Raw genomic sequence first — 1,744 nt, 5'->3', positions numbered from 1 at the left:
ACCTCCACCGGCACCCGCGCCGGCAGCCGCGTGCCGTCGGCGGTGTGCTGCTCGCTCACCACCTCGCCGAACCGGTGGATGCGGCTGACCAGGTCGCCCCGGTCGTACGGCAGGACCACGTCCACCGCGACGTCCGGGTGCGGCAGCTCCTCCGCGATGACGGCGCGCAGCTCCTCGATGCCCTCGCCGGTGCGGGCGGAGACGGCCACCGCGCGCCGCTCCCGGCGCATGATCCGGCGCACGACCTCCGGGTCGGCCGCGTCGGTCTTGTTGACCACCACGACCTCCTTCACCGTGCCGGCCCCCACCTCGGCGAGCACCTCGCGCACCGCGGCGAGCTGTCCCTCGGGGTCCGGGTGCGAGCCGTCCACCACGTGCACGACCAGGTCGGCCCCCGACACCTCCTCCAGGGTCGAGCGGAACGCCTCGACGAGCTGGTGGGGCAGCTGGCGCACGAAGCCCACCGTGTCGGCGAGCACGTACGGCCGGCCCTCGGGGGTCTGCGCCCGCCGCACCGTCGGGTCCAGCGTCGCGAACAGCGCGTCCTCCACCAGCACGCCCGCCCCGGTGAGGCGGTTGAGCAGCGAGGACTTGCCCGCGTTGGTGTAGCCGGCGATCGCCACCGACGGCACCGCGCTGCGGTTGCGGGAACCGCGCTTGGTGTCGCGCGCGGTCTTCATCTCCTTGATGTCGCGGCGCAGCTTGGCCATCCGGGTGCGGATGCGGCGCCGGTCCAGCTCGATCTTCGTCTCACCGGGGCCGCGGGAGCCGATGCCCGCACCGCCGGCGACGCGACCACCGGCCTGCCGGGACATCGACTCGCCCCACCCGCGCAGCCTGGGGAGCATGTACTCCATCTGCGCGAGCTCCACCTGCGCCTTGCCCTCCCGGGACTTGGCGTGCTGGGCGAAGATGTCGAGGATCAGCGCGGTGCGGTCCACGACCTTGGCGTTGACGATGTCCTCCAGGCCGCGGCGCTGGGAGGGGCTGAGCTCGCCGTCGCAGATGACGGTGTCGGCGCCGGTGGCGGCGACGACGTCACGCAGCTCGGCGGCCTTGCCGGCGCCCAGGAACGTCGCCGGGTCGGGGGTGCCGCGGCGCTGGATGACGCCCTCGACGACCTCCGAGCCGGCGGTGGCGGCCAGGGCGGCGAGCTCGGCGAGGGAGACCTCCGCCTCCTCCGCGGTGCCGCTGGTCGCGAGGCCGACGAGCACCACGCGCTCCAGGCGCAGCTGGCGGTACTCGACCTCGGTGACGTCGGTGAGCTCGGTGGACAGGCCGGCGACGCGGCGCAGGGAGCGCCGGTCGTCGAGGTCGAGCTGGTCGCCGTCGTAGTCCTCGTCCACGTCGGTGGCCGCGACCCCGTCGGCGCCCGCGCCCGCCGTCCCGTGCCCCGCCAGGATGCGGGCCAGCGCGCGGTCCATCTCGGCGCCCTGGGTCTCCGCCCGGTCCTCGTGCACGGCCACGGTGGGCTGGGTCTGGTCGTTCATGGACCTCCTCGGTCACGCCTGCGGGTTCCCCGCAGGTCGGGGGTGGCGCATCACCGCGCCGGGTACCCGCAGGCTCTCAGTCCAACGACCCCGGGCACGAGCCAATTCCACCGCACCGGGGTGCCTAGGCTGCTGCGGCGCACCGGGAGGGCCCCGGGCGGCGCGCGGGGAGGCCGGGGCACGTGCCGGAGGATCAGCAGGACACCGGGCAGCAGGACACCGGGCAGCAGGACACCGGGCAGCAGGACACCGGG

The 1,744-nt window shown here is 74.9% G+C and carries 1 protein-coding gene; it reads right to left on the bottom strand.

Going from position 1 to position 1,744, the window contains the following annotated elements; all coding sequences use genetic code 11:
• On the bottom strand, nucleotides 1–1,490 hold a 1,490-nt coding region (gene hflX / locus ABEB16_RS03900), incomplete at its 3' end, for a GTPase HflX (RefSeq protein WP_345710960.1).
• Nucleotides 1,491–1,744: the final 254 nt, after the last annotated feature.

Source organism: Kineococcus glutinatus (genome assembly GCF_039542765.1).
Lineage (GTDB): Bacteria > Actinomycetota > Actinomycetes > Actinomycetales > Kineococcaceae > Kineococcus_A > Kineococcus_A glutinatus.
This window is presented reverse-complemented; position numbering and strand designations above follow the sequence as displayed.